General features: G+C 67.3%; 29 protein-coding genes and 1 tRNA gene. 18 read left to right on the top strand and 12 right to left on the bottom strand.

Annotated elements, in window-relative coordinates; all coding sequences use genetic code 11:
* Nucleotides 1-3 precede the first annotated feature (3 nt).
* From AB0M14_RS04405 to AB0M14_RS04365, 9 genes are read left to right on the top strand one after another with little or no spacing between them, the layout of a single operon-like run.
* Nucleotides 4-297: a hypothetical protein gene (locus tag AB0M14_RS04405; RefSeq protein ID WP_364988669.1), complete on the top strand. Its 294-nt coding sequence runs from the start codon at nucleotides 4-6 to the stop codon at nucleotides 295-297.
* Nucleotides 297-1,589, top strand: a complete 1,293-nt coding sequence (locus tag AB0M14_RS04400; RefSeq protein WP_364988666.1) for an FtsK/SpoIIIE domain-containing protein — start codon at nucleotides 297-299, stop codon at nucleotides 1,587-1,589. Before AB0M14_RS04405 ends, AB0M14_RS04400 begins: the two co-directional genes overlap by 1 nt.
* Nucleotides 1,586-1,915 carry a hypothetical protein gene (locus AB0M14_RS04395; RefSeq protein WP_364988664.1) on the top strand — a complete coding sequence of 110 codons (330 nt, stop codon included), beginning with the start codon at nucleotides 1,586-1,588 and terminating at the stop codon, nucleotides 1,913-1,915. The genes AB0M14_RS04400 and AB0M14_RS04395 overlap by 4 nt, the downstream gene beginning before the upstream one ends.
* The gene (locus AB0M14_RS04390) at nucleotides 1,912-2,133 is read left to right on the top strand and encodes a hypothetical protein (RefSeq protein ID WP_364988662.1); all 222 of its coding nucleotides are present in this window, start codon (nucleotides 1,912-1,914) and stop codon (nucleotides 2,131-2,133) included. The genes AB0M14_RS04395 and AB0M14_RS04390 overlap by 4 nt, the downstream gene beginning before the upstream one ends.
* Nucleotides 2,130-2,369, top strand: a complete 240-nt coding sequence (locus AB0M14_RS04385; protein ID WP_364988660.1) for a hypothetical protein — start codon at nucleotides 2,130-2,132, stop codon at nucleotides 2,367-2,369. The genes AB0M14_RS04390 and AB0M14_RS04385 overlap by 4 nt, the downstream gene beginning before the upstream one ends.
* Nucleotides 2,369-3,010 carry a hypothetical protein gene (locus AB0M14_RS04380; protein WP_364988658.1) on the top strand — a complete coding sequence of 214 codons (642 nt, stop codon included), beginning with the start codon at nucleotides 2,369-2,371 and terminating at the stop codon, nucleotides 3,008-3,010. Before AB0M14_RS04385 ends, AB0M14_RS04380 begins: the two co-directional genes overlap by 1 nt.
* A complete protein-coding gene (locus AB0M14_RS04375; protein ID WP_364988656.1) occupies nucleotides 3,010-4,725 on the top strand; it encodes a replication initiator in 1,716 nt (571 codons plus the stop codon). Before AB0M14_RS04380 ends, AB0M14_RS04375 begins: the two co-directional genes overlap by 1 nt.
* Before the next feature lie 14 nt (nucleotides 4,726-4,739).
* Nucleotides 4,740-4,958, top strand: coding sequence for a helix-turn-helix domain-containing protein (locus AB0M14_RS04370; RefSeq protein WP_364988653.1), 219 nt, complete (start codon nucleotides 4,740-4,742; stop codon nucleotides 4,956-4,958).
* 4 nt (nucleotides 4,959-4,962) lie between these two features.
* Nucleotides 4,963-6,195, top strand: coding sequence for a tyrosine-type recombinase/integrase (locus tag AB0M14_RS04365; protein WP_364988651.1), 1,233 nt, complete (start codon nucleotides 4,963-4,965; stop codon nucleotides 6,193-6,195).
* A 125-nt stretch (nucleotides 6,196-6,320) separates the two neighbouring features.
* On the opposite strand, the gene AB0M14_RS04360 is transcribed toward AB0M14_RS04365, so the two are convergent.
* From AB0M14_RS04360 to AB0M14_RS04350, 3 genes are all read right to left on the bottom strand, one after another.
* A tRNA-Pro gene (locus AB0M14_RS04360) sits at nucleotides 6,321-6,394 on the bottom strand.
* Between the two features lie 81 nt (nucleotides 6,395-6,475).
* Complete coding sequence (locus tag AB0M14_RS04355) at nucleotides 6,476-7,441, bottom strand: hypothetical protein (RefSeq protein WP_364988648.1); 966 nt, start codon at nucleotides 7,439-7,441, stop codon at nucleotides 6,476-6,478.
* A gap of 68 nt (nucleotides 7,442-7,509) precedes the next feature.
* Nucleotides 7,510-8,472 carry a metallophosphoesterase gene (locus tag AB0M14_RS04350; protein WP_364988646.1) on the bottom strand — a complete coding sequence of 321 codons (963 nt, stop codon included), beginning with the start codon at nucleotides 8,470-8,472 and terminating at the stop codon, nucleotides 7,510-7,512.
* Between the two features lie 121 nt (nucleotides 8,473-8,593).
* On the opposite strand from AB0M14_RS04350, the gene AB0M14_RS04345 reads away from it, so the two are divergent.
* On the top strand, nucleotides 8,594-9,058 hold the full coding sequence (locus AB0M14_RS04345; RefSeq protein ID WP_364988644.1) for a GatB/YqeY domain-containing protein: 465 nt from the start codon (nucleotides 8,594-8,596) through the stop codon (nucleotides 9,056-9,058).
* Between the two features lie 63 nt (nucleotides 9,059-9,121).
* Here the strand turns inward: AB0M14_RS04345 and AB0M14_RS04340 are convergent, their stop codons facing one another.
* The gene (locus AB0M14_RS04340; RefSeq protein ID WP_364991300.1) at nucleotides 9,122-11,467 is read right to left on the bottom strand and encodes a transglycosylase domain-containing protein; all 2,346 of its coding nucleotides are present in this window, start codon (nucleotides 11,465-11,467) and stop codon (nucleotides 9,122-9,124) included.
* Nucleotides 11,468-11,881: 414 nt separating this feature from the next.
* On the opposite strand from AB0M14_RS04340, the gene AB0M14_RS04335 reads away from it, so the two are divergent.
* Complete coding sequence (locus AB0M14_RS04335) at nucleotides 11,882-12,205, top strand: WhiB family transcriptional regulator (RefSeq protein ID WP_054816825.1); 324 nt, start codon at nucleotides 11,882-11,884, stop codon at nucleotides 12,203-12,205.
* A gap of 90 nt (nucleotides 12,206-12,295) precedes the next feature.
* Here AB0M14_RS04335 and AB0M14_RS04330 read toward each other — a convergent pair whose 3' ends face one another.
* Nucleotides 12,296-13,411, bottom strand: a complete 1,116-nt coding sequence (locus AB0M14_RS04330; RefSeq protein WP_364988642.1) for an ArsA family ATPase — start codon at nucleotides 13,409-13,411, stop codon at nucleotides 12,296-12,298.
* Complete coding sequence (locus AB0M14_RS04325; RefSeq protein WP_364991298.1) at nucleotides 13,411-14,442, bottom strand: ArsA-related P-loop ATPase; 1,032 nt, start codon at nucleotides 14,440-14,442, stop codon at nucleotides 13,411-13,413. Before AB0M14_RS04325 ends, AB0M14_RS04330 begins: the two co-directional genes overlap by 1 nt.
* A 198-nt stretch (nucleotides 14,443-14,640) precedes the next feature.
* Here AB0M14_RS04325 and AB0M14_RS04320 point away from each other — a divergent pair, with 198 nt between their 5' ends.
* From AB0M14_RS04320 to AB0M14_RS04310, 3 genes are read left to right on the top strand one after another with little or no spacing between them, the layout of a single operon-like run.
* Complete coding sequence (locus AB0M14_RS04320) at nucleotides 14,641-14,805, top strand: DUF4177 domain-containing protein (protein ID WP_194816913.1); 165 nt, start codon at nucleotides 14,641-14,643, stop codon at nucleotides 14,803-14,805.
* Nucleotides 14,806-14,808: 3 nt separating this feature from the next.
* Nucleotides 14,809-15,279 (top strand): RidA family protein, encoded by a 471-nt coding sequence (locus AB0M14_RS04315; RefSeq protein WP_364988640.1) that lies wholly within the window; start codon nucleotides 14,809-14,811, stop codon nucleotides 15,277-15,279.
* A gap of 51 nt (nucleotides 15,280-15,330) precedes the next feature.
* Nucleotides 15,331-16,122 (top strand): MBL fold metallo-hydrolase, encoded by a 792-nt coding sequence (locus tag AB0M14_RS04310; protein WP_364988638.1) that lies wholly within the window; start codon nucleotides 15,331-15,333, stop codon nucleotides 16,120-16,122.
* 70 nt (nucleotides 16,123-16,192) lie between these two features.
* Here AB0M14_RS04310 and AB0M14_RS04305 read toward each other — a convergent pair whose 3' ends face one another.
* Together AB0M14_RS04305 and AB0M14_RS04300 are read right to left on the bottom strand one after the other, a co-directional pair.
* On the bottom strand, nucleotides 16,193-16,867 hold the full coding sequence (locus AB0M14_RS04305) for a Crp/Fnr family transcriptional regulator (RefSeq protein ID WP_019044571.1): 675 nt from the start codon (nucleotides 16,865-16,867) through the stop codon (nucleotides 16,193-16,195).
* Between the two features lie 175 nt (nucleotides 16,868-17,042).
* Complete coding sequence (locus AB0M14_RS04300) at nucleotides 17,043-17,285, bottom strand: hypothetical protein (protein ID WP_364988635.1); 243 nt, start codon at nucleotides 17,283-17,285, stop codon at nucleotides 17,043-17,045.
* Nucleotides 17,286-17,376: 91 nt separating this feature from the next.
* On the opposite strand from AB0M14_RS04300, the gene nth reads away from it, so the two are divergent.
* The 4 genes from nth to AB0M14_RS04280 all read left to right on the top strand — a co-directional run bounded on the left by nth (nucleotide 17,377) and on the right by AB0M14_RS04280 (nucleotide 20,852).
* Entirely contained in the window at nucleotides 17,377-18,210 is an 834-nt protein-coding gene (nth, locus tag AB0M14_RS04295; RefSeq protein WP_364988633.1) for an endonuclease III, read from the top strand.
* Nucleotides 18,207-18,836, top strand: coding sequence for a TlpA disulfide reductase family protein (locus AB0M14_RS04290; RefSeq protein ID WP_364988631.1), 630 nt, complete (start codon nucleotides 18,207-18,209; stop codon nucleotides 18,834-18,836). The genes nth and AB0M14_RS04290 overlap by 4 nt, the downstream gene beginning before the upstream one ends.
* Nucleotides 18,837-18,957: 121 nt before the next feature.
* Nucleotides 18,958-19,662, top strand: coding sequence for a CoA pyrophosphatase (locus AB0M14_RS04285; protein ID WP_364988629.1), 705 nt, complete (start codon nucleotides 18,958-18,960; stop codon nucleotides 19,660-19,662).
* A complete protein-coding gene (locus AB0M14_RS04280) occupies nucleotides 19,659-20,852 on the top strand; it encodes a MarP family serine protease (RefSeq protein ID WP_364988627.1) in 1,194 nt (397 codons plus the stop codon). The genes AB0M14_RS04285 and AB0M14_RS04280 overlap by 4 nt, the downstream gene beginning before the upstream one ends.
* On the opposite strand, the gene AB0M14_RS04275 is transcribed toward AB0M14_RS04280, so the two are convergent.
* The 4 genes from AB0M14_RS04275 to acs form a co-directional block, all read right to left on the bottom strand.
* Nucleotides 20,845-21,795, bottom strand: a complete 951-nt coding sequence (locus tag AB0M14_RS04275) for an alpha/beta hydrolase (RefSeq protein ID WP_364988624.1) — start codon at nucleotides 21,793-21,795, stop codon at nucleotides 20,845-20,847. The genes AB0M14_RS04280 and AB0M14_RS04275 overlap by 8 nt on opposite strands.
* A gap of 49 nt (nucleotides 21,796-21,844) precedes the next feature.
* Nucleotides 21,845-22,339, bottom strand: a complete 495-nt coding sequence (locus AB0M14_RS04270; protein WP_364988622.1) for a phage holin family protein — start codon at nucleotides 22,337-22,339, stop codon at nucleotides 21,845-21,847.
* Entirely contained in the window at nucleotides 22,336-23,586 is a 1,251-nt protein-coding gene (gene nhaA, locus AB0M14_RS04265; protein WP_364991295.1) for a Na+/H+ antiporter NhaA, read from the bottom strand. Before nhaA ends, AB0M14_RS04270 begins: the two co-directional genes overlap by 4 nt.
* A 363-nt stretch (nucleotides 23,587-23,949) precedes the next feature.
* Entirely contained in the window at nucleotides 23,950-25,905 is a 1,956-nt protein-coding gene (acs, locus tag AB0M14_RS04260; protein WP_364988620.1) for an acetate--CoA ligase, read from the bottom strand.
* Between the last annotated feature and the right edge of the window lie 129 nt (nucleotides 25,906-26,034).

Raw genomic sequence — 26,034 nt, 5'->3', positions numbered from 1 at the left:
GGTGTGCTGGTCTTCGCCGCCGTAGGGGTGGTCCCGGCCACGCTGATTCTCACGGCGGACCGCGAACCTGCCGTCGTTGTCGCTCCGATGGCTACCGCGGCTCCGATCTCGGAGTGCGTGATGTTCTGCCAGAACGGCCAAGGCGGTCAGGCGAGTCCGAAACCGCAGGCAGGTTGCGTGATGTTCTGCAACGACAAGCAGGCACCACGCGCCGAAACCCCTGAGCAAAAATGCTGGCTGCTGTGCTCGAACAACGGTCACAAGCCGAAATCGGTTGCGGGAGAGGGTGATCGGTGATGGCGCTGTTCTCGATCGTCGCTGTGCTGGTTGCTTGGATCGGTTTGGGCTGGTGGCTGCGCCATCTCGGTGCGGGACCTCGACCGGTCACCGCTGCCGGGATCGCCGCCGATGCTCCGCCGGAATTGCGTGCGGCGGTGTTCATCTTCGCTGACGCCGGCCAAACCACCCTGATGTTCCACATCCTCGGGCTCGGCTCAGCGGAGAAGGGTTTCCCGAAGCTCGACTCCATCGCCTACACCGAGCACGGCCTCGAGGTCGACATCCTCATGCTCGGTGGCCAGTCGCTCAAGGACTGGTCCAACGACGAAACCCTCGCCCAGCTCGCCACCTATCTCCAGGTGCCGAAGGTGACAGCGGAGTCACCTGAGCCCAGCTGGGTCCGTCTCCAAGTGCGGGTGTATGACACCCTCGCCGCTGCGGCAGTGCCGCCGGAAGTGGTCCCCGATGACGTGGACTTGGAGGCGGTCCCGGTCGGGATCACCGAAAACGGTGCGGCGTGGCTGCTGCGGATCCTCTACGCGCACATCCTGCTCGCTGGTGCCACCGGTTCCGGTAAGGGCTCGGTGCTGTGGTCGATCCTCTACCGGCTCGGCCCGGTCATCAAAACCGGTCTGGTGGATGTGTGGCTGGCAGATCCCAAGGGCGGCGCGGAATTCGGGCGTGGGGAGGGCAAGCTGTTCACCCGCTTCGCCACGACCAGCGACACCATCCTCGCGATGCTGGAAGAGGCCGTCGAAGAGATGGACGAACGCTTGGCTCGCATGCGTGCGGCCGGCCTCCGCAAGCTGGTTCCGACTCTGGACGAACCGGTGATCCTGATCATCATCGACGAGGCGGCCTCGCTGTCGTCGTATGCGACCCGTGACGAACAGGAGCGGTTCCGCCAAGCCTCCGGCAAGCTGCTGTCCAAGGGCCGCGCCGCTGCGATCACGGTCATCGCCGCCTTGCAGGATCCGTCCAAGGAGACGATGCCCAACCGGCAGTTGTTCCCGGTCCGGATCGGGTTGCGGCTGGACGAACCCACCCAAAACACGATGGTGCATGGTCAGGGTGCCAAGGATCGTGGTGCGCGCTGCCACGAGATCTCCGAACACACTCCCGGTGTCGGCTATGTCGGCGAGGACGGCGCCACAGGTTTCGTGCGGGTCCGGGCCTTCTGGGTCGCCGACACCGATATCGACTGGCTGGTCGAAACCTACTCACCTTCCGCGACAGTGGATTTGGCTCCACAGGCCGACTACTCCGGTTTCGATCCCGATGACCTGGGTGATGGGCCGGTGGCGGCATGAAACGCGGAATCGTCACCGAACGCCACGTGGTCATCTACTGCGACACCTGCGGAGACCTGTTCTCCGAGAACGAGAACGAAGGCATCTGCTTCGCCTCGGTCTCCCAAGCCATCGAATACCTGGCCACCCGCTCCGCCGGTGTCGGCTGGCTCTACGACGGTGACCTGATTCGCTGCGACGGCTGCCTCGCCTCGGCCTACTGCCTCGAGCACGGCCACACCTTCCCGAAGTCCTGGCAGTCCACCGAGACACCGCTAGGCACCCTCACCACCCGCATCCGCACCTGTGACCGGTGCGGCACTCCCGAACGAGAGGCCCAGCCATGACCATCCGCACCTCCCGCACTTCGTCCCGCCCGGTCGACCGCGAGGACATCGACGCCGTCGTACATCTGCGCTCGGTCGGTCGCTGCCGCTACGAACGCCGCGGCTTCGACCCGCTCTCGGTCGCGCTGCATCTGCTGGCCGATACCGGGGATCTGCCCGGCTGGGATTCGGCCGGCCTCGACGACGAGGAGTTCGACGAGTGGGACTGGGCGGCATGACCGTCGGTAAGCCGGTGCTGTGGGGCGTGCTGATCGGACGGTCGGTACGCCCCCTGCCCAAGGCCCGCAACGTCACCGACGCCAACCTCCACGCCACCAGCATCACCATCACCAAGGGCGTGAAAACCACTGTGGTGTACCGGCATTCAGAGCGCGAGATGTGGCGCAAGTGGAGCAATGAAGAAACCGTCCCCACCCAGCTCGGATTCGACCTGTTCGACAAGGAGGCCCAGTGATGGCCACGAAAAACACTGCCCGGCAAACAAATCCGGTTGACCAGCTCTTCGATTTCGTTTCCGAAATGCTGCTGGAACTGCTCTGGCAGCTCGGCAAAGGCGTGGGCTTGCTGGTGTGGTGGGCGGTGTTGTTCCCCATGATTTCGCTGCCGGTCGCTGGTGCGGTTGCGGCGGGTTGGTTCCACGGTGAGGTGTGGGTGTTCGTGGTGGTCGGGGTGTCCATCGCGGGGATGGTGCTGTGGCGCCTGTGGAGTCCGCAGACCTTCGAGCGGTGGCTCACCGGACGCATCCGGTTCCGTGCACTGCGCTGGTGGCGCTACACCCGCCGCTGGGACACGCTGCTGACCGCCTGCAACCTGACCATGCCCGGCAGCAACGACACGATCCTCGTACCGCGGATCAAGGACACCCAGATCGGCGAGACCATCGACCGCCTGGCGGTGAAGATGCTCGACGGCCAATGTCCCGACGACTACGACAACCGCCTCACCAAGCTGGCTCACGCGTTCGGCGCGCTGGAATGCCGCTCGAGCATCGTCGGCCCCGGGGTCATGGAACTCGCGTTCCGCCATGGAGATTCTCTCGCGGTACCGGTCGCGGTTCCCCCACATCTGGGCCTACGAGGAAAGGACGCTGCCTGATGAACGACAACGCCATCGACCTCGACGCCGATGCCACGGTCCCCGCGGTGCGTGAGACCGCAACTGCTCGCCGCGCGATGCCGGACCTGCACGAGATCGCCCAAACCGCCGCCGACAACTTCGAGGTCTGCCGCCGGCCGATCCCGATGCGCATCGAAGACCCGATCACCGGCAAGGTCACCTACGAGGGCGCGCCGTGCAAGTCGACGATGGAATCGGTGTGCCCGGCCTGCGCCAAAGCCAACCGACTGCTGCGGATCGCTCAATGCCGCGAAGGCTGGCACGCCGACACCGAACCCATCGCCCCACACGCCGACCCGACCAGTTTGCAAAAGGAACTGGTCACCGCCCGGTCCGATCTCGCCGACCAGTACCACCAGGCGGTCACCGACGCCGATGAGGAGCTGGCCGAGGGCATTCAGGAGTTGGTGCGCGAACTCGATGCCGAGCTTCGGGAAACCGGGCTGCGTGGTCGCCTCCCGGCCTTGGACGCTACCGGGAAGGATCGGCGTCGACGCTCCACCCGCCGCCGCCAGGACGTCCCGGACCTCCCGCGGCTACCGGTCGCGAAAACCACGATCGGCAAGCAGTTCGCCGAGTTGTACCGGCCCTCGATGTTCGTCACGCTCACCATGCCCAGCTACGGCTACATCAACGGCGACGGCGCCACCGACAGCGACGGCAAGGTGTGCTCGGACGGCTCTCCGGTCGATCCCGGCTTCTACGACTACCGCCGCGCTGCCCGCGACATCGTGTTCTTCTCCAAGCTCGTCGACCGCTGGATTCAGAACCTGCGCCGCGCGGTCGGCTGGGACGTGCAGTACTTCGCCACTGTGGAACCGCAGAAACGCGGAGCCCCGCACCTGCACATCCTCCTGCGTGGCGCGGTGTCGCGCGAAATCCTCAAGCAGGTCACCGCGGCGACCTACCACCAGGTGTGGTGGCCCAACTTCGACCCTGAGGACCGCGTCTACGGCGGTGAGCATCAGCCGGTCTGGGACGACCACCTGGGCACGTTCATCGATCCGGAAACCAAAGAGTCGCTGACCTATTGGGATGACGCGCTCGATGTCCTGGACACGGTCGATGATCTGGAACCGGCGCATGTGGTGCGGTTCGGTGCGCGCATGGATCGTCAGCAGATCCTCGGTGTCGTCGGCGGAACCCAGAAGGCCGGCCGAACCATCGGCTACATCACCAAGTACCTCACCAAGTCCATCGCCGAAGTCGTCGAACCCCAATCCGACCGCGCCGCCGACCACCACGACCGCCTCCACAAGGCGCTCCAGAACGTCCCCTGCTCGCCCCGCTGCGCGGTGTGGCTGGAATACGGCATCGTCCCCCAGGGCGCCAGCGACAAAACCATCCCCGGCCGCTGCAAGGGCAAAGCACACCGCCGAGACACCCTCGGCCTGCCCGGCCGCCGAGTCCTGGTCTCGCGCAAATGGTCCGGCAAAACCCTCGTCGATCACAAGGCTGACCGCGCCGAGTTTGTTCGGCAACTGCTCGCCGACGCCGGTATCGAAAAGCCCGACACCTCGCACCTGCGAGTGACACCGGTCGAACCAGGCGACAAGTCCCGGCCCCTGCGCGAGCACCTGATCATGGGCGCGATCGCCAAACGGACCACCTGGCGCGCGGAGTACCTGCGAGCACGCATGGCAGCAGAACCACCAGGCCAGCAAGAAACTTCGGCAATTCAAACGGCAGCGTGAGAAAGGACGAGCTGATGCAACTGATCAATGGTGATCGACTGCGGCGGGCCGAACAGGCCACATACACAGTCGACGAAGTAGCAGCCCTGCTGCACCTATCCCGAGGCAACGCCTACCAGGCGGTTCAGGACGGAGTGATCCCGGCAAAGCGGATTGGCCGCCGCTGGGTGATCTCTCGCAAGACCTTCCACGAATGGCTGGAAGCTCCCGACAACATGAAGGAAGCGGTGTAGCGCAATGGGTTTCATCGATCAGCTCGACTCGGGCAAGTGGAAGGCGTTTTGGCGCGAGCCGTCCGGTTCCCAGCGCTCCAAGACCTTCGCCACGAAGAAGGAGGCCAAGACCTTCCTAGCGCAGGTGGAGGTGTCCAAGTCCACCGGAATCTACGTCTCGCCACATGCCGGGCGCATGCTGTTCGGCGACCACGCAGAGCAGTGGATGAAGACGTGGAACGTTGACCGCACCACCGAAGCGCGGGACGAATCCATCATGAAGACGCATGTGCTTCCGCAGTGGAAGGGCTGGCAGCTCGGCAAGATCGACCACTTGTCGGTGCAGAAGTGGATTACCGAGCTGTGCGACCGCCGGTCCCGGGCGACCGTCGTCGAATGCAAGCGCATGATGTCCGGCGTGATGCGTTCGGCGGTGAAGAACCGCATCATCGGAGCCGACCCCACTATCGGCGTCCGAATCCCGAAGCGCCGAATCCGCGATACCGACGAACAGGTCTTCACCCGCGAAGAAGTTCGGCAACAACTTCTTCCGGCAATCCGCCCGGAGCACCACCGAACCCTCGTTGCCACGGCGGCCTTCACGGGAATGCGCTGGGGTGAGGCCATTGGGTTGTGCCGGGACGCTGTCGACCTCGACCGCGGAATCGTACGAGTGATCCGAACGGTGACCGAGGTGGCCGGCCACTGCGAGTTCAAGCCGTTCCCCAAGACGCAAGCAGGGCGCCGCGAAATCCCGATCCCGAAATGGCTTGGCGCACAACTGGATGACCACATTCGCGAGCACGGGACCGGGCACAACGGGCTGATCTTCACCAACGAGGCGGGCGGTGCCCTGCGCAGAACCTTGTTCAGGTCCCGGGTCTGGCGTCCCTCGCTCGTTCGGGCCGGTCTCCTCGGTGAGGTCTGGGAAGAGCCTGACCACGGTGGGTTCGAAGCGAACTGGATGGACGAAGACGGAGATGTCTTTTCGGAAGTCTTCGCCAAGTACGACCAGGCGGTGAAGCATGTCGCCCGGTACGAGCACGGCGGTCTGACTTTCCATGATCTCCGGCACAGCTACGGAACCTGGCTCGCCGATGATGGCATCCCGCCGCATCGGCTCGCGAAGATCATGGGACACGAGAACGTCACCACCACCATGCAGCTGTATGTGCACCGGACCGATGATCACGACACTGTCCGTGGCTCACTCGGCGACGAGGACGACGACGACTCGGACGGCGTGCTGGTGAGCTGATTTCAGGCTGATGCTGCCTTTTCGCTGCCTCCGGGGCTCACCGAGCCGACATCCGGACATGGGAGAGCAGAAAGGCCCTGACCATTCCTGCTGGTCAGGGCCTTTCTTGTGTCTCAACCAACACGTCGGGGTGACAGGATTTGAACCTGCGACCTCTTCGTCCCGAACGAAGCGCGCTACCAAGCTGCGCCACACCCCGTGAAGCGAACCTGGAGTAGCTTACAACAGGGCGGCGGTAGGAGTTAAATCCGCTGGTCAGGGCGCTAGTCTGGGCGCTTGGTCAGGTGTTGTGCGGGCGGACGCTGGCGAAGATTCGCTTGGCGGTGTCGGGGTCGACGGCCTTGGGGACGCCGATGTCGGCGGCGATCACCATGACGAAACTGCCCTGCTCGGCGGGGGTGGCGAAGGTGTAGACGGAGTATTCGGCGGCGCAGCCGGGGTTCGGGTTGTTGATGCGCCCCCGGGTCTCCACGAAGACGCCGTTCTGGCTGCCGTCATAGGAGGCCAGCGGTTGCGGCGCGCCGGGATTCGCGCCGCCGGAATAGGCTTGGGCGGCTTTCGCGCCGAGTTCGAGTGCCGCGCTGGTGGTATCGGCGGCATCGGATCCGGTGAGCAACGCGATGGTGCGGGTCGAGCCGGGGCAGTAATCCTTACCCTCCGACGCCATCCCCTTGCCCATCACCGTGTTCGGCGGTGCCCCGAACTTGCCGGTGACATCCGGCGCCGCCACGGTCCAATCGGCGGGCACGTCGTAGGCCGCGCCGCTGTCCGGGGCGAGCACCACCTGATAGCCGGGCACCAGCGGCTTCTGGTTGTTCGGCTCCGCCGTCGGCGCCGCGGCCTTCGATTTCGCGGCCGGACCGGGTTTCGTGGAGAGCGCGCTCACCATGCCCGGCGCGTCCCCGATACCCGGATCCTCGGATTCGCCGTGCGTGACCACCGCCAGGGCGCCGCCGACGAGAACCAGTGCCGCCACCGCGATCCCGATCCAGGCTTTGCCGCCGCCTGGTTTCGGCGCGGGTGTGCCGTGCATCACCGGACCGGGCCGGACCGGCGATCCCCAGTTGCCCGGCTGCGGATCGAAATGCTGAAAGGTGGTCTGCCACTGCATGTCCGGGCCGGGCTGCGGCCACTGCCCGGACTGCTCCGCGGCGCCCGAATACTCGAATACTGGCTGCTGGGGATACCCCACCCCGGTGCCGCCCACGCCTTCGTGGCGCGGGTCGTCGAATCCTCTGCCGCTCAAAGTTGTCCCCTGCGTTGACTTCTCGTCTCGGCAGGGGACCCTAGCAAGCTGCGGCCGGTACGGCTAACTCAGCGTGCGACAGCCTCGGAGGCCGACAGCCCGCGATCGGATTCGCTGAGCGGTCGCTTCGGCGGCGCCGCCACCAGAGTCAGCAGCGTGGCCTCCGGCCGGCAGCAGAACCGGTACGGCGCCCACGGCGAGGTGCCGACGCCCGCGGACACGTGCAACTGGGTGTGCTCGCCCCACTTCGAGGGGCCCTTCACCCGGGACTTGTCGATGCCGCAATTGGTAACCAGCGCGCCGTAACCCGGCAGCACCAGCTGCCCGCCGTGCGTGTGCCCGGCCAGCACCAGGTCGTACCCGTCCTCGGCGAACCGGTCGAGCACCCGCGGCTCGGGGGAGTGCGTGAGCCCGATCCGCAACTCGGCGAGCGGATTCGGCGCCCCGGAGACGGTGTCGTAGCGATCGCGTTGCAGGTGCGGGTCGTCGACGCCGGCGGTGGCGATGCGCACTCCCGCGACCTCGAGATCGCGGCGCACATGCGTCAGATCGAGCCAGCCGCGTTCGGTGAACGCCGCGCGCAGATCCTGCCAGGGCAGCGGCGCGCCGTAGACCCGGCGATGATCCTTCTTGAAGTACTTGAGCGGGTTCTTCGGCACCGGCGCGAAGTAGTCGTTGCTGCCGAAGACGAAAAGACCCGGGCGGGAAAGCAATCCGCCCATGGCCTGCACCACCGCGGGCACCGCCTTCAGGTGCGACAGGTTGTCGCCGGTGTTGACGACCAGATCCGGTTCCAGCCGGTCCAGCTCCCGCAGCCACTGCTGCTTGAGCTTCTGACCGGGCATCATGTGCAGGTCGCTGAGGTGCAGCACCCGCAGGCTCGACGATCCCGGCGGCAGCACCGGCATGGTGGCCTCACGCAGCACGAACGCGTTTCGCTCGATCAGCGAGGCGTAACCGATTCCAGCTACCGCGGCCCCGGCGGCTCCCAGCGCGGTTCGGCGGACAGCGGAGGTCGAAATCACGGGCATTTGCCCAGCATAGGTGAGGCACCTGCGAACCGCCGAGTGTGTTCAGGCACAGGGGTGTGTTCCCCGCGGTTGTGTCGAAATGTAGTGGGCGGCGCGCGGCGCAGCGGCTACCGTGAGGCGCATGTCGGAACTCAAAGCGAGGTTGCGGACGGATATGACCGCCGCGATGAAAGCCAAGGACACGCTGCGCTTGGGCACTTTGCGCATGCTGCTGTCCGCGATCCAGAACGCCGAGGTCGCGGGTTCGGAGGCGCGCGAACTCTCCGACGCCGACGTCATCGTCGTGCTGCAGAAAGAAGCGAAGAAGCGCAACGAGTCGGCCGAGATCTACACCCAGAACGGCCGCGGTGAACTGGCCGCCAACGAGCACGCCGAGGCCCGGATCATCGACGAGTACCTGCCCTCGCAGCTCACCGAGGCCGAGGTCGCCGACCTGGCCGACACCGCGATCGCTCAGGTCGCGGAGCAGAACGGGGAGCGCCCGGGCATGCGCCAGATGGGCCAGGTCATGAAGATCGCGACGGCGCTCGCGGAAGGCAAGGCCGACGGCTCCCGGATCTCGGCGGCCGTCAAAGCCCGGCTCTGACACCGCCCGCAACGAAAAACCGCCGACCCGGACACGTTCCGGGTCGGCGGTTTTCTGCTGTGGCTACCTGGGCCACCAGGGCGGCAGCGGCAGCCCCGGCGGCAAGGCCGGCGGCGGTGGCGCCGGTCCCGGCGCCGGTGTCGGCGCGCGCTGCGTCCCGTCACTGATGTAGATCGTCACCACCGAACCCGGGATCGCCGACCCGTTCGGCGCGGAATTCATCACCGCGCCCTTGGGCAGCGGCCCGGCGCCGTTCACGACGGTCACCTGGAATCCGGCGGCGGTCAGCGCGGCGGTCGCCTCGCCCTGCGACAGCCCGTTCACATCGGGGACCTGCGCGTTGTTCGAGCCGCGCACGTATTTGTCGTCCAGCGGCGGCAGCCCCGGCGGCGGGAACCGGTCCTGCACGCCCTTGATCGAGTTGAACCAGGTGCGGGCCGGTTCGTTACCGCCGAACAGGTTGCCGCTGCCGCAGTTGCGCAGCGGGAACGAGCAGATCTCGCCGGGCGTCGGGCTGTCGCCGTAGATGTAGGTGGCGCCGGCCAGGGAGTTGGTGAAGCCGACGAAGGCCGAGGAGCGGTGGCTTTCGGTGGTGCCCGTCTTGGCGGCGACCGGTGCGTTCCAGCCGGTCGAGCCGGCCGCGGCGGAGGCGGTGCCGCCCGGGTCGTGGTCCTTGCCCATCGCGTTGGCCAGCGTGTTGGCCAGACCGGGTTCGACCACCTGCTCGCAGGCCTGCTGGGTCAGCGGCACCGTCTTGCCGGTCCGGTCGACCACCTCGCGGATCGGGTTCGGCGGGCACCACTTGCCGCCGGACGCCAGCGTCGCCATCACATTGGACAGCTCCAGCGGGTTGATCGCGACCGGGCCCAGGGTGAACGAGCCCAGGTTCTGGTTCTTCACCATGTCGGCCAGGCTCTGGTTGCCGAAGCCGGAGGTGCCGGGCTCGGTGTAGGAGCGCATGCCGAGCCGCACGGCCATGTCGACAGTCGGGGTCACGCCGACGGCCTGGATCAGCTTGACGAACGTGGTGTTCGGTGAGGTGGCGAGCGCTTCGGTCACCGACATCGGCGACTTGTACTTGCCCGCGTTCTCCACGCAGTAGGTCTCCGGCGGGCAGCCGCGCGCACCGCCGTTACCCATGCCCTTGGCGTCGAACCGGCCGGGCACGTCGAGCTGGGCGTTGATGCCCATGCCCTTCTCCATCGCCGCCGCGGTGGTGAAGAGCTTGAACACCGAGCCCGCGCCGTCACCGACCATCGAGAACGGCTGTGGCTGCATGGTTTCGTTGGCGTCGCGGTTGAGGCCGTAGGTGCGGCTGGAGGCCATCGCGACCACCGGATGCGAATCCTGGCCCGGCGCGATCACCGACATCACCTGCGCGATGTCGTCGAGGTTCGGGTTGGCGGTCTCGTTGATCGCCCGCTTCACCGAATCTTGCACGGCCGGATCCAGGGTGGTCTTGATCAGGTAGCCGCCCTTGTCGATCTGGTCCCGGCTGATCCCGGCGTTGGCCAGGTACTGCACCGCGTAGTCACAGAAGAACCCGCGATCGTTGGCGGCGATGCAGCCGCGCGGCAGGCCCTTGGGCTCGGGCAGCACGCCGAGCGGTTCCAGCTTGGCCTTGCGGAACTCGTCGGCCCGGCTCGGGATGTTCTGGATCATGGTGTCCAGCACGGTGTTCCGGCGGGCCAGCACGCCCTCTTTGTTGGTGTAGGGGTTCAGCTTGGAGCTGGACTGCACCATGCCGGCCAGCATCGCGGACTGCGCCACGTTGAGCTGCGCGGCGTCGACGCCGAAGTAGGTCTTGGCGGCGTCCTGGATGCCGTAGGAGGAGTTGCCGAAGGGCACCAGATTCAGATACCGGGTGAGGATCTCGTCCTTGGTGAGCTCGCGGTCCAGCGTCAGCGCCATCCGGATCTCCCGGATCTTGCGGGCCGGGGTGGTCTCGATGGCGGCGCGGCGTTCGGCGTCGGTCTTGGCCACGACGAGCAACTGGAAGTTCTTCACATACTGCTGGTCCAGGGTGGACGCGCCCTGCTGTACCTCGCCGCTGCTGGTGTTGGTCAGGAACGCGCGCAGCGTGCCCTGCCAGTCCACGCCGTCGTGGTCGGCGAAGCGCCGATCTTCGATGGAGACGATCGCCAACTTCATGTCGTTGGAGATCTTGTCGCTGGGGACTTCGAATCTGCGCTGCTCGTAGAGCCAGGCGATCGGCGCTCCGGTCGTGTCCACCATCGTCGAGACGGCGGGCACGGTGCCCTCCACCAGTTCGGCGGACACGTTGTCCACGGCGTCGGCGGCGCGGTTGGAGACGAACCCGAAACCGCCTGCGAGAGGGAACAACAACCCGGCGACCAGCACTGCGGCCAACGCGCAGCTGCCTGCCAACTTCGCGAGAGCCAGGGGGATGGAAGAAGGCGAAGCCGACGGGGTGGGTGAATTCGGCGTGATCGGCACGAACTCCAGCCTACGGGTAACCCCGCCCGGTCTCTTCGGTGTGTTTGCGACTTCTTCCGAACCTGCGGTTCGCACCCCCGTTGGGCGTGTCGTCGCGCGGGTTGCCGCGTGTCGCGAGATGGCCGACAGCGTGCCGACTCGACCGCCCGGTTCTCTATCACGTTTGCAGGGACGGTCGTACCAAAAAATCTCGAGACGGTCTTGCGCTAGGCCCATACCTTTACCTAGATTGAGAACCCAGTGTGATAGAGCTAACACTCAAAGTGGAATGTGGTGCAGTTCGCAGCGGGGTTTGGGTTGCTGCGATGCTGGACGCGATTCTGGAGCGCCGTGACCCGGTGTTCGGACTGCAAAGGGGCACACCAAATGCATATGACAACCCCCATCGCTCGATTGGACGTAGAGCAGGCCGAAGCGCGAATCGCCTGGGTAGCCCAGGCCCGATGCAAGGAAGTAGATCCCGATCAGCTGTTCGTCCGCGGTGCGGCGCAGCGCAAAGCCGCGACCATCTGCCGGCACTGCCCGGTGCTGATGCAGTGTGGCGCCGACGCTCTCGACAATCGGGTCGAGTTCGGTGTGTGGGGCGGCATGACCGAGCGGCAGCGCCGTGCGCTGCTGAAACAGCACCCGGAGGTGACGTCCTGGGCGGACTTCTTCCAAGCCCAGCGGCAGCATCAAATAGCGATGTAGCGCCGAAGACACGAAAACCGAGCCCGCGTTGCGGGCTCGGTTTCGTTTTGTCCCATAGCAATTCGATCTGATAATCGAACGTTTTAGCGATCAAGCGGAGACCGGCTGCACCCCGGTCAGCTGATCACCGACGGCCCGCAAGGCCGCCAGATCCGAGACTTCGAACGGCAGCGCGGTCACCGTGGCGATCGGTACTCGCGGGTGCGCGCCGGTGAATCGCTGCAGCAGATGCTGCTCGCGCTTGGCGGTCGCGGCCCGTTGGGCGTGGATGCGCAGCACCGACGCGGTCAGCGGGTCCGCCTCGGCCAACTGGTCGGCGGCGGTCAGCGCGTGATCGCCGCGCAGCGTGCTCAGCGCCGGATGCGTCCGATTCAGCACCAGCCCGGCCAGCGGCATCTGCTCCGTCGAGAGCCGGTCCACGAAGAACGACGCCTCCCGCAGCGCGTCCGGTTCGGCCGCGGCGACCACCAGGAAGTGGGTGCCGGGCTTGGACAGCATCGCGTAGGTGCGGTCGGCCCGATCCTGGAAACCACCGAACAGCGACTCCAGCGACTGCAAGAAGTTCGACGCGTCCTTGAGCATCTGCCCGCCGATGACGGTCGAGACACCGCGCATGGCCAGGCTCATCGCGCCGGTGACGAACCGGCCGACACCGCGGCCGGGCGCCATGATCAGCCGGATCATCTTGCCGTTGAGGAAATTACCCAGCCGCTTGGGCGCGTCCAGGAAGTCGAGCGCGTTGCGCGAGGGCGGGGTGTCGACCACGATCAGGTCCCACTCGCGCCGCCCGGCCAGCTGGCCGAGCTTCTCCATCGCCATGTACTCCTGCGTGCCGCCGAAGGACGAGGCCACGGTCTGATAGATCGGGTTGGCGAAGATCTGCTCGGCCTTCTCCGGGCTGGTGTGCTCGAGCACCATGTCGTCGAAGGTGCGCCGCATGTTCAGCATCATGGCGTGCAGCTCGCCCTTGAACTCCGGCCCGAGCTCCACCCGCTGGGGGGTGTTGTCCAGGTCGGCGACGCCGAGTGACTGGGCCAGCCGGCGCGCCGGGTCGATGGTCAGGACGACGACCTTGCGGCCCATCTCGGCGGCGCGCAGCGCGATGGCCGCGGCGGTGGTGGTCTTGCCGACGCCGCCGGAACCGCAGCACACCACGACCCGTGCGGTCCGATCCTCGATGATCTTCGAAATATCCAGCGGGACCATTACTTGACCCCCTGCTTGCTCAAATGTTCGGCCAGCTCATAGAGGCCGCCCAGATCCATCCCGTCGTCCAGCGCGGGCAGATACAGCTGTGGCACGTCGACCTTCTTCAATTCGGCGGCGCTCGCGTCCTGCGCCTGCAAGGTCGCCGAATGCTCGACGGCCTCGGTGATCAGGCCCTCGAAATCGCTGTCCGACAGGGTGATTCCGGCCTTCGCCAGGCCGGCGGCGATGGCGTCGCGATCGATCTCGCCGGTGGCGGCGCGAGCCCGCACCTCGGCGGGCAACTGGCCCTCGGTCGCGCGGTTCACGATGACCGTGCCGATGTGCAGGTCGTTGGCGGTGAGCTCGGCGACCGCGTCGGCGGTCTCCTGCACCGGCAGCGCTTCCAGCAGGGTCACCAGGTGGATCATCGTCTGATCCGAATGCAGCAGCTTGGACACGCCCTCGGCCTGCGAGGCGATCGGGCCGCCCTTGGCGATCTCCTTCATCGCCTGGGTGACGTCGAGGAAGCTGGCGATGCGGCCGGTCGGCGGCGCGTCCACCACGATCTCGTCGTAGACCTGCTTGCCCGCCTTGTCCACGCGGACAACGCATTCCTTGATCTTGCCGGTCACGATGACATCGCGCAGACCGGGCGCGATGGTGGTGACGAACTCGATCGCGCCCATCCGGCGCATGGCCCGGCCCGCGAAGCCCAGGTTGTAGAACATGTCCAGGTATTCGAGGAAGGCATGCTCGATGTCGAGCGCCAGCGCGACCACCTCGCCGCCGCCGTCGGCGGTGGCGATCCTGGTCTCGGTGGGCGGCAGTGGGGGCAGGTCGAACAGCTGGGCAATCGACTGCCGGCTCTCCACCTCGACCAGCAGCACGCGGCGCCCGCCGGCGGCCAGCGCGAGCGCCAGCGCGGCGGCGACGGTGGACTTCCCGGTGCCGCCCTTGCCGGAAACGTAATGCAAGCGCGCCCTTTCGGCGCGCTCGGGCCAACCCGTCGCGAGACCCGGATCCGCCCCTGTATCACCCTTCGGCTCCACCGAATTGGGCACTGCTGTTGGTACTCCCACGCTCGCGAGCCTATAACTCGTTTCGACTTCACGCCCGAGGGATCCGCTACAGGCGCGGCGTTTCGGCAGTTCTGTATCAGACAGTGAGACGTAGGTAACCGCCGCTGCGTGATCGGCATGAGGGCACGCGCACGTCACGCGCCGATGCCCGCCCCATACACTCGGCTCATGAGTGACTTGACCGTGTGGGAGTACGCCACCGTTCCGCTTCTGACGCACGCGACCAAGCAGATCCTCGACCAGTGGGGCGCCGACGGCTGGGAGCTGGTCTCGGTGCTGCCCGGCCCGACCGGTGAGCAGCACGTCGCCTACCTCAAGCGCCCGAAGCAGTAAGCCATGACCGCCCCGGCCACGCAGTGGCAAGCCAACCTGGACAAGCTCGGCCTCACACTGCCCGAAGTGGCAGCCCCGGTCGCGGCCTACATCCCGGCGGTGCAGAGCGGTTCGCTGGTCTACACCTCGGGCCAGATCCCCTTCGTCAAAGGCGAACTCCCGTGGATCGGCAAGGCCGGCGCGGAGATCAGCCTCGACGAAGCGGCCAAGGCCGCCGAAGCCTGCGCGCTGAACGCCCTCGCCGCGATCCACGCCCTGGTCGGCCTGGACAACGTGGTGCGGATCGTGAAGGTGACCGGATTCGTCGCCTCCGCCCCCGGATTCACCGATCAGCCGCTGGTGATCAACGGCGCCTCGGAGTTCTTCGGCGCGGTCTTCGGCGACGCGGGTGTGCACGCGCGCGCCGCGGTCGGTGTGGCCGAACTGCCCAAGGGCGTCCCGGTCGAGGTAGAGGTCATCGCCGAGGTGCGCTAGAAACAAGGTGGCGGGCAACGAGTCCCGCGCAACCACGTCCGAGGGAACGCGATGACGTTGACACATCCCGCGTACGGGCAGCTGCGGCAGGTCACCCCGACCGCCGCGGTGCTGCTCGCGGAGAATCCCGGCCAGATGACGCTCGAGGGAACCAATACCTGGCTCCTGCGCGCGCCCGACTGCCCGGAGTACGTGGTCGTCGATCCGGGCCCGAAGGACAAGGCGCACAGCGAGGCGATCGCGCGCTGCACCGACGGCAACATCGCACTGACTGTCATCACCCATCGGCACCACGATCACACCGGTGGGATCGACCGGCTGGTCAAGCTGACCGGCACGCCGGTGCGCGCGGTCGACCGCGAATTCCTGCGCGGCTCGGACACTCCGCTGGCCGATGGGGAAGTGCTGGCCGCGGCCGGGCTGCGCATCGGTGTGCTGGCAACGCCTGGGCACACCGGTGATTCGGTGAGTTTCGTGCTCGACGACGCGGTGCTCACGGGCGACACCATCCTCGGCAGCGGCACCACCGTGCTCGATTCCACCGACGGCACGCTCGCCGATTACCTCGCCTCGATGGACCGGCTACTCGCGGCCGGCGCGGGTAAGGCGCTGCTGCCGGCGCACGGGCCCGATCATCCCGATCTGGAGCCGGTCGCCCGGTACTACATCAAGCACCGGCTGGAACGACTCGACCAGGTGCGTGCCGCGCTGCGCGAACTCGGGCCGGACGCGGGCGCGATGGCGGTGGTCCGCAAGGTCTACGCCGACGTCGACAAGCGGCTCTGGCTCGCGGCCCGCAGTTCGGTGCAGGCCCAGCTGGAATACCTGCGCACCCACGACTGAATACACCGAAGCCCGCCGGTCCGTCGGAACGGATCGGCGGGCTTCGCGGTATGGAATTCGCTACCGGGCCTCAGCGCGCGCGGCGCGCCAGCCGCTCGGAGTCGGAGATGAGGACGCTCTTGCCCTCGAGCCGTAGCCAGCCGCGGTGCGCGAAGTCGGCCAGGGCCTTGTTCACGGTCTCGCGAGAGGCGCCGACCAGCTGCGCGATCTCTTCCTGGGTCAGGTCGTGGGTGACCCGCAGCGCGCCGGCCTCCTGCGTGCCGAAGCGCTGAGCGAGCTGCAACAGCGCCTTGGCGACCCGACCGGGGACGTCGGTGAAGATGAGGTCGGCCAGGTTGTTGTTGGTGCGGCGCAAACGCCGGGCAAGCACGCGGAGCAGCTGCTCGGCGATCTCCGGGCGCTGGTCGATCCAAGCCTTGAGGGCGTCCCGGTCCATGGTGACGGCGCGGACCTCGGTGACCGTGGTGGCGGTCGAGGTACGCGGGCCCGGGTCGAAGATGGAGAGCTCGCCGAACATGTCGGATGGGCCCATGATGGTCAGCAGGTTCTCACGCCCGTCGGGGGACCGGCGGCCGATCTTCACCTTGCCGGACGTGATGATGTACAGCCGATCGCCGGGCTCACCCTCATTGAAGATGACGTGGCCGCGTGGAAAATCCACGGGCTGCAGCTGCTTGGCGAGTGCGGCCACCGCGGTGGGCTCAACGCCTTGGAAGATGCCTGCTCTGGCGAGGGCCTCGTCCACGAATGTGCTCCTTATGGGAAATGGCTCTGTCCTGGACCGATGCGATCGGCCAACAGCGCAGTCTACGCGGCTTTACTGAACGGTAGTGACAGACACCACGTAAAGAGTGCATTGCGTTGGGCACTGCCCTGCATTTATAGCGGACGATTAAGCGTTTATGGGACAGCCCGAGCCATCAACTGGCGCGGGCGACGTCCAATTCTTCACTGCGGGTCCGGCGCTTGCGCATCCGGGCCACCGCAGCGGGCAGTCCGAGCTTGGTCAGCTCTGTGACCTCGGCGTTGCTTGCTTTGTCCAGGTACTGCTGAACCTCCGGGTCGGGTTCCAGAAGTTTGCGGAGCCGATTCTCGACCCGCTCCATCACCAGTGCGAACAGCATCAACGCCACTGGGAAGAGCACCACAGCGAGTCCTTGCATACCGGGAAGTAAACACGGTCAAGGTCTCAGATGGAACACGGGAGCAGAACTGACCGGGCACCGTCGCTCGCCGGTTCCGTATGGTGGACGCGTGCGTGTCACCCCCTCCACAGCCGCCGTCAACGGTTCGTCACCGGATGCCGAGGCGACCGATGCGCAACCCTTATCGCCCGCCGCTCCGAAGCGGAAAACCCGCTCGCGACAAGCGGAAACCCAGCTGGGTCTGGTGCGCCGGGCGCGCCGGATGAACCGCACTCTCGCGGCGGCTTTCCCGGACGCGCATTGTGAGCTGGACTTCACCACGCCGCTCGAATTGGCGGTCGCGACAATCCTTTCCGCGCAGTGCACCGATGAGCGGGTGAATCTGACGACGCCGGCGCTGTTCGCGAAGTATCGCGACGCCCGCGGCTATGCCGAGGCGAACCGCGCGGAGCTGGAGGAATACATCCGGCCGACGGGTTTCTTCCGGAACAAGACCAGTTCCCTGATCGGACTCGGACAGGCGCTGCTGGAGCGTCACGAGGGTGAGTTACCTCACACTCTCGATGAATTGGTGAAGTTGCCCGGCATTGGCCGCAAGACCGCCAACGTCATTCTCGGCAACGCGTTCGGAGTCCCGGGCATCACCGTCGACACCCATTTCGGGCGACTGGTGCGGCGCTGGGGCTGGACCACGGAGGAAGATCCGGTGAAGGTCGAGCACCTCATCGGCGCGCTGATCGAGCGCAAGGACTGGACGATGCTCTCGCACCGGGTGATCTTCCACGGCCGCCGCGTGTGTCACGCCCGCAAGCCCGCCTGCGGCGCCTGCGTGCTGGCGAACGACTGCCCGTCCTTCGGCGCCGGGCCGACCGAGCCCGACGCCGCCGCCAAGCTGGTGAAGGGGCCCGAACGCGAGCATCTGCTCCAGATGGTCGGCCTGTGACCCGGTTTCCGGTCGCACTGCGCTGGGCGTTGGCGGGATTGATCACGGTGGTGGCGCTGGCCGTCGCGCTGTGGCCGCGCGAGGATGCCGCGACCGAGCCCGAGCATCAGGTGCGGCAGAGCGCGCAGGTTTCCGACGCGCTGCGCGCGGCGGCGGGGCTGGCGCCCTGCCCCCGGCCCGCGCCGGGAGCCACCGCTACCGGTCCGCTCGCCGGTCTGACCCTCGACTGCCTGGCCGACGGCAAACCCGTCGACCTGGCCGCGGCGCTCGCGGGCAAACCCGCGCTGGTGAACCTGTGGGCCTACTGGTGCGGGCCCTGTCGGCAGGAGCTGCCAGATCTGCAGCAGTACGCACAGCGCGCCGGGAACGCGATTACCGTGCTGACTGTGCACAGCGATCCCGAAGCGGCCACAGCGTTGTCGTTGCTGACAGACCTGCACGTCACGCTGCCCGGTGTGCTCGACCCGAAGTCCCAGGTGCGGGCGGCCGCCGGCGCCCCTGCGGTGCTGCCGGTCTCGGTGCTGGTACGCGCGGACGGCTCCATCGCCGAGGTGGTGGTGCGCCGTTTCACCAGCGTCGACGACATCGCCGATACTGTCGCCGCTGCGCTCGGAGTTCGTACATGATCGCTGCGGAGTCCGGGGCGGGCATGAGATGGTTTACAGCGCAAGATATCTCGCAGCTACTGCTGCGGATGCGAACATCGGCGGCGGAGGTTGGGTTGCGCAGAAGCATCGGAGTCGGCAGATGAACCTCGAGCCGCAGAACGCCCCGGCGTGGCTGCGCCCCGCGGTCGAATCCGCGGATGCCGACGCCACCGACACCCTGTCCCTGGCGCGCGCCATGCGCCGGGCCATGACCGTGATCAAGGAGCCGCGGCAGGCGGCGGTCCTGGTGTTGTTCAGCGGTGCGGCCGCGGGCAGTGCCCGCGAGCTGCCCGGCAACGCCGACGTCCTGCTGACCCAGCGGGCTTCGACCATGCGCCAGCACCGCGGCCAGGTCGCGTTCCCCGGCGGCGCGGTCGACCCGGGCGACCAGGGTCCGGTCGACACCGCCTTGCGTGAGGCCTGTGAAGAGACCGGCGTCCGGCGCGAGGACGTGGTTCCGCTGGCCGTCATGCCGAAACTGTTCGTCCCGCCCTCGCGCTTCGATGTGACCCCGGTGCTGGGTTACTGGCGCAATCCGGCCGAGGTCCGGGTGGTGAACGAGGGCGAGACCGAGCGGGTGGTGCGGGTGCCGCTGTCGGAACTGCTCGATCCCGCCAATCGGTTCATGGTGCGCCGCACGGGTTATCAGAGCCCCGCCTTCCAGGTCGACGGAATGCTGGTCTGGGGCCTGACCGGCGGCATCCTGCACGGCATCTTCAAAAACGCCGGCTGGGAACTCGATTGGGACCAGAATGACGTGCGTGATCTCGAAGAAGCGCTGGCCGCATTGGGGATGACGTTATGACGTCTTCGGTGTGGCTCGACATCGCCGTCGTGCTGCTCGCGCTGCTCGCCGCCTCCTCGGGCTGGCGGCAGGGCGCGGTGGCCTCGGCGCTGGCGTTCCTCGGTGTGGTGCTCGGCGCGGTCGCCGGCATCCTGATCGCCCCGCACATCCTCAAACACGTGGACGAGGGCCGCACCCGGATGCTCACCGGCGTGCTGCTGATCGTGCTGCTGGTGATCGTCGGCGAGGTCGCCGGCATGGTGCTGGGCCGGGCCGCGCGCGGCGGCATGCGGCATCCGTTCACCCGCAGCGTGGACAGCGTCACCGGCGCGGTGCTGCAGGCGGTCGCGGTGCTGGTCACCGCATGGCTGCTGGCGCTGCCGCTGGCCACCTCCTCCCAGCCCGCGATCGCCACGGCGATCAACGGTTCCCGGGTGCTGGCCGACGTCAACCAGGTCGCGCCGAACTGGCTGCGCAAAGTGCCGAACGAATTCTCCAAGCTGCTCAATACTTCCGGGCTGCCGGATGTCATCGGGCCGTTCGGCCGTGCGCCCACCGCGCCGGTCGCGGCGCCGGACCCGAGCGTGCTGGCCAGCCCGGTCGCGGCCGCGCTGCAGCAGAGCGTGCTGCGCATTCGCGGTATCGCGCCGAGTTGTCAGCGGGCGCTGGAAGGTTCGGGCTTCGTGATCGCGCCCGAGCGGATGATCACCAACGCCCACGTCGTCGCCGGCACCACCAGTGTCTCGGTGGACACCCCGCGCGGGCCGCTGGACGCGACCGTCGTGCTGTTCGATCCGTCCCGCGATGTCGCGGTGCTGAAGGTGCCCGGGCTGACCGCGCCCAAGGTGGAGCCCGCGCCCGAGCCGGCGCAGTCGGGGGAGAGCGCGATCGTGCTCGGCTACCCGGGCGGCGGACCGTACACGGCCAGCGCGGCCCGCGTCCGCGAGACGCTGGAGCTGACCGGCCCGACGATCTACCGCAACGGCACTGTCGAGCGCGAGGTCTACACCGTGCGCGGTCTGGTCCGCGCGGGTAATTCCGGTGGGCCGCTGGTGGACACCGAAGGTCAGGTGCTCGGCATCGTCTTCGGCGCCGCCGTGACCGACGAGGACACCGGATATGTGCTGACGCTCAACGAGATCCAGCCGGACCTCAGCGCCGCGGAGGCCGCGAACACCCCGATCAACACCGGGGCCTGCGTCCTCAGCTGAGCGCGGGCAGAAACCGGGCGAGCTCGGAGGTGACCGCCTCCGGGTTCTCCTGGTGCGCGAAATGCGCGGCATCGGGAATGCCGACCAGCCGCGCGCCGGGCGACCACTGGTGCCCGCGCTGGAAGGTGCGCGGCAGGACATAGTTGTCGAGCTCGCCGCGCAACGCGAGCACCGGCACCTCGACCGGCACCCGCATGGTCGCCATGAACCGGCGGCCGTCCGGCCGCCACTGGCTGCGGAAGGCCCAGCGCTGATACTCCAGCGCGCAGTGCGCGGCGCCCGGAATCTGGATGGCCGAGCGCATCCGGCGCGCGGTATCGACGAATTCGGTCGTGCCGGACCAGTTTCCACCGACCCGCTGGCGGAGCAGCCGCTCCACCTCGAACCCACCGGCGGTGGTCAGCAGGTGTTCCGGGTAGCGGGGGAGCTGGTAGCGCAGGAAGTTCGGCAGCCAGGCCTTGCGCTGTTTGCCGTCACCCAGCACCGCGCTCTTCAACGCCGCCGGATGCGGCGAACTGACCAGCGCGATGGACCGCACCAGGCGCGGATGCAGGACGGCGGTGGTCCAGCAGACCAGCCCGCCGTCGGCATGCCCGACCAGGGTCGCGTCGGTGTGGCCGAGCGCGCGGATGAGGCCCGCGATATCGCCCGCCAAGGTCCAGCCGTCGTAGCCGCGCGGCGGTTTGTCGGTGTCGCCGTAGCCGCGCAGGTCCACCGCGACCACCCGGTAGCCGAGGTCGGCCAGCCCGGTCAGCTGATGCCGCCAGGACCACCAGAAGTCCGCGAATCCGTGCAGCAACACCACCAGCGGCGCGTCTACCCGTTCCTCGGTGACCGCCGCCTCGACGACGTGGAAGCGAATGCCGTTGGCATGCACGTCCCGATGCGTCCACGGCCCGTCGTAACGGACGCTGGACGGATCCGGAAAGTTGTTCGACGACACGCCGAGGAAGCCTAGTGGGCCAAAAGGGGTGCTGTGCGCCGAGACCCGGTCACTTCTCGAGTGAGTAATGGGTTTGCTGCGCGCCGGCGCCGAATCCGCTGGGCAGCACATCCTTGGCGTGCTTGAGCGAGTCGATGGTCTTCTCCGGCGCGCGCAGCTTCTTGACCCGCAGATACCCGAGGAAAGCGAGCACCGCGGTGGTGGCGATCATCAGCAGGAACACGATCAGGAACGCGGCCCAGCGCGCCAGCCACACATCGAGCAGCTCGCCGAGGAAGAAGAAAAAGAAGAAGCTGCTGAACAGCAGCACGGTCAGCGCGAGGATGAAGAAGACGCTGCCCTGCAGGCCCTTCTTGATCTCACCGGTGACCTCGGCCTTGGCCAGCGCCACCTCGGCGCGCACCAGGGTCGACATCTGCTCGGTGGCGTCGCGGACCAGGGTGCCGAAGCTCGCCGATCCGGGGGGATTGGCGTCGGTCAGGGGAATTGAGGACAGTGAGCGGTCGCGCGCGCCGTCGTTCCCGTTGCCCTGTGCGAAACTCACTTCGTCGACCCTTCTTCCATGTCCTGAGATCCCACAGCCCGGCCAAGCCTGCGGTGTGTGCTTTCTGCGTCGCGCCGCGCCTGATGGACACGCCCACGCCGCAACAGTAGCGCCGAACCGGCGAGCGATGCCGCCATTGAGGTCACCAACACCGCGGCCTTCGCCAATTCGACGGAGTCGCCTTCCAACGCGAGCTCTGTCACAAGCAGGCTAACGGTGAACCCGATCGCGCCGAGCACCGACAGGGCGAACATGTCGCGATAACCGAGATCCGCCGGGCGTTTCGCGATGCCGAACCGGATTGCGAGCCAGCTGATCCCGAAGATGCCGAGGGTTTTGCCGAGCAACAGGCCGAGAATGATGGCCAGCGCGAGCCGGTCGGTGAACAGCTGCCCGAACACCTTGCCGTCCAACGGAACTCCGGAGGCGAACAGCGCGAACAGCGGCACGCACAGCCCGGCCGAGATCGGCTGCACCAGATGTTCGAGCCGGGTCGCGGGCGCCTCGTCCTCGCCGGGATCGGGCCGTACCCGGGTCAGCAGGCCGAGCGCGACACCGGCGAGGGTCGGATGGATACCGGCCTCGTGCAGGGCATACCAGCACACCAGCGCCAGGGGAACATAAACGAGCGGTGTCCGGATCCGCCGGTGCTGGGCCAGCCACCACGCCGCGCAGGCGGCGGCCGCGCCGAGCAGCCACAGCAGCGACACCGAGACGGTGAACAGCACCGCGATCAGGATGATCGCGATCAGGTCGTCGACCACCGCGAGACTGAGCAGAAACACCCGCGCACTGGTCGGGATCCGCGAGCCGGTCATGGCGAGCACGGCCAGGGCGAACGCGATATCGGTGGCGACCGGAATGGCCCAGCCCTTGTCCATGCCGGGGACGCCGAAGCCGACGGCGAGCGCGATCAGCGCGGGCAGGACCACGCCACCGGCGGCGGCGATGATCGGCAGGGCCGCGCTGCGCAGGTCGGCGAGCTCGCCGACCACGAGTTCGCGTTTGACCTCGAGGCCCGCGACGAAGAAGAAGATGGCGAGCAGGCCGTCTTTGGTCCACTCGGCGACGGTGAGTTCGAGGTGCAGCGGCTTGATCGGCAGCACGGTGTCGGCGATCGCGGTGTAGCTGTGGCCCCAGGGGGAGTTAACCCACAGCAGCGCCACGGCCGCAGCGATGAGGAGAACTGCGCCGCCGACGGTCTCGGTCCGTAGGTAGCGGGTGAGCTCCGAGCGCACTTGGGTGATCACGGGAAACCTTCCGGCAGGGTGGGCGAAGCCGCGAACGCGCACCCCTGTCGAATCGGTTCAGGCACACCCGTCCGCACGCCGACCAGACTTCCCGGCACACCTTACGCAATCCTAACGTGCGTGGTGGCCGGGGCGACACCTCGCTGCGCTCGGCTTTCGCCCCGGCCACCTTCCGGCTCATTGGCATCGGAGGCGCTTCGCTTCTCCGATGCCGCGCTGCTACCGGTGCGCGCCTGCCGTCGCTTCGCTCGGCTGGACGTGCGGATCTGCCTCCTCTGCGTAGCTGCCATCTGTGCGTTTGTGCCGCGCATGCGTGGCTGCCGTCCGTGCGCGGGTGGGCTCGGACGGCAGCGCGCTGGGTTACGCCTGTTTGGCTCGGATCGCTTCGAAGACGTTGGGGTCGACCAGGGTCGAGGTGTCGCCCAGTTCACGGCCCTCGGCGACGTCGCGGAGCAGGCGGCGCATGATCTTGCCACTGCGGGTTTTGGGCAGTTCCGGGACGACGTGGATCTCGCGGGGGCGGGCGATGGGGCTGATCTCGCGGGAGACCTCTGCCTTGAGTTCGTCGACGAGTGCGGTGCCGGTGTCCTTCGCCTCCGCCGTGAGGATCACGAAGGCGACGATGCCTTGGCCGGTGGTGGCGTCGGTGGCGCCGACGACTGCGGCTTCGGCGACACCGGAGTGGCCGACCAGGGCGGATTCGACTTCGGCGGTGGAGATGCGGTGGCCGGAGACGTTCATGACGTCGTCGACCCGGCCGAGCACCCAGAGGTCGCCGTCGGCGTCGAGCTTCGCGCCGTCGCCGGCGAAGTACCAGCCTTGTGCGGCGTAGCGCTCCCAGTAGGTGGCGCGGTAGCGGTCCATGTCGCCCCAGATGCCGCGCAGCATGGACGGCCAGGGCTGGTCCAGGACCAGGTAGCCGTTGGCCTCGGTTTCGCCGAGTTGCACCGGCTTGCCTTCTTCGTCCACGACTGTCGCCGAGATGCCGGGCAGGGGGGTCATGGCCGCGCCCGGTTTGGCGGCGGTGACGCCGGGGAGCGGGGAGATCATGATGGCTCCGGTTTCGGTCTGCCACCAGGTGTCCACGATGGGGGTCTTGTCGCCGCCGATGACTTCGCGGTACCAGCGCCAGGCTTCGGGGTTGATCGGTTCGCCCACGCTGCCGAGCAGACGCAGCGAGGAGAGGTCGTGGGCGGCGGGAATCTCCTTGCCCCACTTCATGAACGTCCGGACCAGGGTGGGCGCGGTGTAGTAGATGCTGACGCCGTACTTCTCGACGATGTTCCAATGGCGGTGCTCGTCGGGGAAGTTGGGCGTGCCCTCGTAGACGACCTGCGTCGCCCGGTTCGACAGCGGTCCGTAGACGATGTAGGTGTGTCCGGTGACCCAGCCGATGTCGGCGGTGCACCAGTAGACGTCTTGTCCGGCTTTGTGGTCGAAGACGTTGTGGTGGGTGTAGGAGGCTTGGGTGAGGTAGCCGCCGGTGGTGTGCAGGATGCCCTTGGGCTTTCCGGTGGTGCCGGAGGTGTAGAGGATGAACAGCGGGTGCTCGGCGTCGAAGGCCTGCGCCTCGTGTTCGGGGGAGGACTGCGCGACGGTCTCGTGCCACCACAGGTCCCGGCCGTCGGTCCAGGGCACCTCGATCTCGGTGCGGCGCACCACCAGAACGTGCTCGACGCTGTGCGGCACATCGCCGTTCGCGTAGAGCGCCTCGTCCACGGCCTCCTTCAGCGGCGCCGCCTTGCCGCGGCGCCACTGGCCGTCGGTGGTGATGATCAGCCGGGCCTGCGCGTCGTCGACGCGCTGCCGCAGTGCGGTGGGGGAGAAGCCCGCGAACACCACCGAGTGCGTCAGGCCCAGCCGGGCGCACGCCAGCATGGCGACGATGGCCTCCGGGATCATGGGCATGTAGATCGCGACGCGGTCTCCGGCCTCGAGCCCGAGTTCGGTCAAATAGTTTGCCGCCCTGGAGACTTCGGCGAGCAGCTCGTTGTAGGTGAGGTCGCGGGAATCGCCCGGCTCACCTTCCCAGTGGATGGCGACCTGGCCGCCGTGCCCGGCCAGCACGTGCCGGTCCACGCAGTTGTAGGCGACGTTGAGTTTGCCGTCGACGAACCACTTGGCCACCGGGGCGTCGGTCCAGTCCAGCACCTGCGACCACCGCTGGTGCCAGTGCAGCCGGTCGGCCTGCGCGGCCCAGAACTTGTCGCGGTCGGCCGTGGCCTGGGTGTAGAGGTCGGCATCCGCATTGGCCGTGGCGGCGAACTCCGGCGACGGCGGGTACGAATCCTGATGATCGGCAGTGGTTTCGGTCATCTCTTCTCTTCTTTCCACGTAACCTGAGCGCACGATTCGATGCGGCCGAGGTCGACAGTAGCCAACGCCGCCTCGCGCCGTGCCGAGTGTGTCCACCAGGTTTCAAACGATCACAGCCCGGGAAACTCG

Source organism: Nocardia sp. NPDC051832 (genome assembly GCF_040681285.1).
In the GTDB taxonomy this organism is placed as follows: Bacteria; Actinomycetota; Actinomycetes; order Mycobacteriales; family Mycobacteriaceae; genus Nocardia.
The sequence above is the reverse complement of the archived record's forward strand: the minus strand, read 5'-3'. Positions and strand labels throughout refer to the sequence as shown.

Excerpts from the sequence above, each read along its gene's own strand:
- AB0M14_RS04335 (WP_054816825.1), top strand. The coding sequence starts at position 11,882 with ATGCATATGACAACCCCCATCGCTCGATTGGACGTAGAGCAGGCCGAA.
- AB0M14_RS04380 (WP_364988658.1), top strand. The coding sequence starts at position 2,369 with ATGGCCACGAAAAACACTGCCCGGCAAACAAATCCGGTTGACCAGCTC.
- AB0M14_RS04400 (WP_364988666.1), top strand. The coding sequence starts at position 297 with ATGGCGCTGTTCTCGATCGTCGCTGTGCTGGTTGCTTGGATCGGTTTG.
- AB0M14_RS04365 (WP_364988651.1), top strand. The coding sequence starts at position 4,963 with ATGGGTTTCATCGATCAGCTCGACTCGGGCAAGTGGAAGGCGTTTTGG.
- AB0M14_RS04285 (WP_364988629.1), top strand. The coding sequence starts at position 18,958 with ATGAACCTCGAGCCGCAGAACGCCCCGGCGTGGCTGCGCCCCGCGGTC.
- AB0M14_RS04300 (WP_364988635.1), bottom strand. The coding sequence starts at position 17,285 with ATGCAAGGACTCGCTGTGGTGCTCTTCCCAGTGGCGTTGATGCTGTTC.
- AB0M14_RS04395 (WP_364988664.1), top strand. The coding sequence starts at position 1,586 with ATGAAACGCGGAATCGTCACCGAACGCCACGTGGTCATCTACTGCGAC.
- AB0M14_RS04280 (WP_364988627.1), top strand. The coding sequence starts at position 19,659 with ATGACGTCTTCGGTGTGGCTCGACATCGCCGTCGTGCTGCTCGCGCTG.
- AB0M14_RS04375 (WP_364988656.1), top strand. The coding sequence starts at position 3,010 with ATGAACGACAACGCCATCGACCTCGACGCCGATGCCACGGTCCCCGCG.
- AB0M14_RS04315 (WP_364988640.1), top strand. The coding sequence starts at position 14,809 with ATGACCGCCCCGGCCACGCAGTGGCAAGCCAACCTGGACAAGCTCGGC.
- AB0M14_RS04345 (WP_364988644.1), top strand. The coding sequence starts at position 8,594 with ATGTCGGAACTCAAAGCGAGGTTGCGGACGGATATGACCGCCGCGATG.
- AB0M14_RS04370 (WP_364988653.1), top strand. The coding sequence starts at position 4,740 with ATGCAACTGATCAATGGTGATCGACTGCGGCGGGCCGAACAGGCCACA.
- AB0M14_RS04330 (WP_364988642.1), bottom strand. The coding sequence starts at position 13,411 with ATGGTCCCGCTGGATATTTCGAAGATCATCGAGGATCGGACCGCACGG.
- AB0M14_RS04390 (WP_364988662.1), top strand. The coding sequence starts at position 1,912 with ATGACCATCCGCACCTCCCGCACTTCGTCCCGCCCGGTCGACCGCGAG.
- acs (WP_364988620.1), bottom strand. The coding sequence starts at position 25,905 with ATGACCGAAACCACTGCCGATCATCAGGATTCGTACCCGCCGTCGCCG.
- AB0M14_RS04350 (WP_364988646.1), bottom strand. The coding sequence starts at position 8,472 with ATGCCCGTGATTTCGACCTCCGCTGTCCGCCGAACCGCGCTGGGAGCC.
- AB0M14_RS04385 (WP_364988660.1), top strand. The coding sequence starts at position 2,130 with ATGACCGTCGGTAAGCCGGTGCTGTGGGGCGTGCTGATCGGACGGTCG.
- AB0M14_RS04320 (WP_194816913.1), top strand. The coding sequence starts at position 14,641 with ATGAGTGACTTGACCGTGTGGGAGTACGCCACCGTTCCGCTTCTGACG.
- AB0M14_RS04310 (WP_364988638.1), top strand. The coding sequence starts at position 15,331 with ATGACGTTGACACATCCCGCGTACGGGCAGCTGCGGCAGGTCACCCCG.